Here is a 3,495-nt window from a genome sequence, read left to right as displayed (position 1 = left end):
CTTGTTTAAAGAAAAAGAACCAAACAGCCTTTTAATGACTGCCTGATTCTATTCATTTACTCTCTATCAACAGGATTTGACAAAGAGCCAAATAAGCATGTTAAGCAAAACATGCTTATTTTTTATTAACTTTCATTGCCATGATTTCTTTTTCTTTCGGAGTAACTTCGATAGAATTTTGACCAGTATAGATGACGAAACCAGGTTTAGCACCATTAGGCTTTTTAACACGTTTGTCTTGTACATAATCGACTTGAACGTGGGCAGAATTCTTAGCCTTGGAAAAGAATGCGGCAATTTCAGCTGCTTCTTTAATGTCGTCATCAGATGGCTGATCATCTCGTAAAATCACATGAGAACCAGGCATGTTTTTGACATGGAACCAGTAATCAGACTTATTGGCCTTTTTTAAAGTTAACCAGTCATTTTGATAATTATTTTTACCAACTAAAACATGCTTGCCAGAAGAAAGCTTAAATTCATTCAAATTACGCTCTGTAATTTTCTTTCTTCGTTTATTTTTCTTTTGTTTCCGAATATATCCTTGATTAATCAACTCATCAGTAATTTGATCGATATCTTGTGGATCTGCATTATCAATAGCTGTTTGAATAGAATCAAAGTAACGCAAATTTTCTTCAGCTATTTTAATTTGTTCATTAACGTGCTTAATTGAATCACGTAGTTTTTTATATCGAGTAAAATATTTTTGAGCATTACGTGTAGGTGAAAGGGCAGGGTCTAATTTAATTTCAATGGGTGCATTGTTTTCGTAATAATTAGGTAATGAAACGGTAGTCATACCCGGTTTCACTTGATTTAAATTAGCGTTTAAAATTTCACCCTTAATACGATATCCTTCAGAATTTTCGGCAAGATCTAGTTGCTTTTTTAGTTTTTTGATTTTCTTGCTTAATTTCTTTTGTTCATTTTTGACAACACGTTCTACCTGACTAGCACGTTGCTTTACCCAATCACGATTAGCTTGATATTCATAAAATTCATCTAATCCTTTATTAAGATCTGGATTTGAACTTTCTTTTTCAAGTTCCAGATGATAAGGCAAATAACAAAAAATCTTTCTTTTATTATTAGGAGTTTTTAAAACAAATGCGCGAGGATTTTCAAATTGATTAAAGAATGTTTTAAAAGACGAATAGCTGTAATCATCCTCTAAATATCCTAGCAATTCATTTCTATCGTCCTTATCCAAACCATCCATCTGTTTAGATAATTCATTTGGATCATTTTCATTGCTCAATTGCTTAAACTTATCTTCAGATAAAGTTAATCCGTTTAGACCTGGCTTTAATGGTGGTAATTCATATTTTGCTTTGGGGAGTAAAATACGAGCTCTGTTTTCATCAGGATTAATTCTCTTTAACAAGTCAATAATATGATTATCTTTTTGATTGTAAAGAATAACATTACTATGACGCCCCATTATTTCTACAGAAAGAACTAATTCTACTTCATCGCCTAATTCGTTTCGATTGCTAAAATGGAAGTTAGTAATTCTATCTAAGCCTACTTGTTCAATAGATTGTAAAACGGAACCTTCTAAGTACTTTCTTAACACCATTACAAAAATAGGTGCCTTATCAGGGTTATTAATTGTTTGCTCAGTTAAATACATTCGTGGATATTGAGCATTCGCTGAGATTAAAAACTGATAATTCTTTCGATTTTTTCTAAAGATTAAAACCAAGTCTTGATCAAAGGGCTGATAAATTTTTGATAAACGACTTCCTACTAGGGTAGGGGTTAAATCTTGTAATAAACTATGGATAAATAATCCATCAAATGCCATAATAAATCACCTCAAAATACGTCTAATATTATAACAGTAAAAGCAAAGATTCTAAAATTATTGGTGTTCTTTACCATATTATCAAATAGATTATTAAATGATAAAATACAGTTATAGTAATCTAATTTGGAGAAAAAGGACCTTGTATATGGATGTATTATTTTTTAGTACAATTGCTGATCAAATTAAAAAGGAAATAAATCACAAATGTGGTTTAAATATTTCACAAACTAGAATTTTGCTTTTTTTTGATGATACAAATAATAAAGCTTTAGCAATGGGAAAATTAGCTAAAGCACTTAATATTTCTTTATCTACCTTAAGTCGTCAGCTTCAGCAAAAGAAGACTAAAAGTCTTATAGAGATTACACGTTCTGAAAAAGACTCTAGCAAAATTGTAAATTTAAGCGCAGAAGGTATAAAGAAAGCCAAAGAACTTAAAAATACACTTAACAAAATTGAAGAACTTTTATTTGTATATCTAGATTCTGATGCATCAAGTTTATTTATCAAGCAACTTAATCAAGTTGCACAAGCGTCTACATCATTAGAAGGCTTGGAATAGGTGTGTATTTACTGGTTTTATGCTATAATTCTTCTGTATTATATAATTAAAGAAATTGGGAAGGGGGAAATAAATTGAAAATCGCATTAGTTACTGACAGTACTAGTGTCTTAACTGACCAAGAAGTTAAGGACAATAATATTAATGTGGTTCCGATTCCCGTCATCGTTGGCGACAAGGAATACTTAGAAGGAGTTAACATTACCTCTGCGGAGCTTTTTGAAAAACAAAAGCAAGGCGCAGCTTTTCCTAAGACTTCGCAACCAAGCATGGGTCAAATGATTGAATTATGCAATAAGCTTCATGGAGAAGGATATGAAGCCATTATTGCTATTACTTTATCAAGTGGTATTTCTGGATTTTATCAAAACATGGTGAATATGGCACATAATAATCCGGAATATAATTTGTATCCCTATGATTCTAAAATGACCGTTAGATTACAAGGTTATTTGGTGTTAGCTGCTGCTAGAATGATAAAAAATGGCATGGAACCAGAAGCTATTTTAAAGAAATTAGATGAGATTCGTAAGACAATTGATGAATATTTTGTAGTTGATGATCTTAATAATCTAAGCAGGGGCGGACGTTTAAGCAATGCAGGTGCATTTATTGGTACAATGTTGCAAATAAAGCCATTATTAACATTTAATAGTGATGGTAAAATCGTTGCTTTTGAGAAAATCAGATCTTTGAAACGTGCTGTTGCTAAAGTTAAGAAACTTACTTTGGAAAAAACTGCAGAATTGCCTTATAAAGATAAATTACGATTATTTGTATTTCATTCTAATGATCTTAAACAAGCAGAGGATATAAAACAGTTCATTAATACTAACTTCCCAGATAAGCCTGTTGATGTAGCTGAGTTTAGACCAGTAATTGCTACACACTTAGGTGAAAAATCTATTGCAATTGCATGGATGATAGACATTGATAAATTAGATTTAACTAAATAAGAAAAAGGCACTGTTAAGTTAAAAAGCAAACAGTGGCTTTTTTATTATGTACTTGCAATAGCAAAAAATATTATAGATAATAAAATAAGCTTAATAATAAAAATACTATTAAGACCATTTCAAATAGCAATAACCATTTTATTATTAACAATGTCATAAAATAA

3 protein-coding genes are annotated in these 3,495 nt (G+C 30.8%); 2 read left to right on the top strand and 1 reads right to left on the bottom strand.

The window, feature by feature from the left end; genetic code table 11:
* Positions 1-115 precede the first annotated feature (115 nt).
* A complete protein-coding gene (locus HMPREF0518_RS06945) occupies positions 116-1,810 on the bottom strand; it encodes an Rqc2 family fibronectin-binding protein (protein WP_003627404.1) in 1,695 nt (564 codons plus the stop codon).
* 148 nt (positions 1,811-1,958) lie between these two features.
* Between HMPREF0518_RS06945 and HMPREF0518_RS06940 the strand changes: the two genes are divergently transcribed.
* Both HMPREF0518_RS06940 and HMPREF0518_RS06935 read left to right on the top strand, forming a co-directional pair.
* On the top strand, positions 1,959-2,375 hold the full coding sequence (locus HMPREF0518_RS06940; RefSeq protein WP_003627403.1) for a MarR family winged helix-turn-helix transcriptional regulator: 417 nt from the start codon (positions 1,959-1,961) through the stop codon (positions 2,373-2,375).
* A gap of 74 nt (positions 2,376-2,449) precedes the next feature.
* Positions 2,450-3,331 carry a DegV family protein gene (locus tag HMPREF0518_RS06935; protein WP_003627402.1) on the top strand — a complete coding sequence of 294 codons (882 nt, stop codon included), beginning with the start codon at positions 2,450-2,452 and terminating at the stop codon, positions 3,329-3,331.
* Positions 3,332-3,495 lie beyond the last annotated feature (164 nt).

This window comes from Lactobacillus helveticus DSM 20075 = CGMCC 1.1877 (genome assembly GCF_000160855.1).
GTDB lineage: Bacteria > Bacillota > Bacilli > Lactobacillales > Lactobacillaceae > Lactobacillus > Lactobacillus helveticus.
The sequence above is the reverse complement of the archived record's forward strand: the minus strand, read 5'-3'. Positions and strand labels throughout refer to the sequence as shown.

Excerpts from the sequence above, each read along its gene's own strand:
- HMPREF0518_RS06945 (WP_003627404.1), bottom strand. The coding sequence starts at position 1,810 with ATGGCATTTGATGGATTATTTATCCATAGTTTATTACAAGATTTAACC.
- HMPREF0518_RS06940 (WP_003627403.1), top strand. The coding sequence starts at position 1,959 with ATGGATGTATTATTTTTTAGTACAATTGCTGATCAAATTAAAAAGGAA.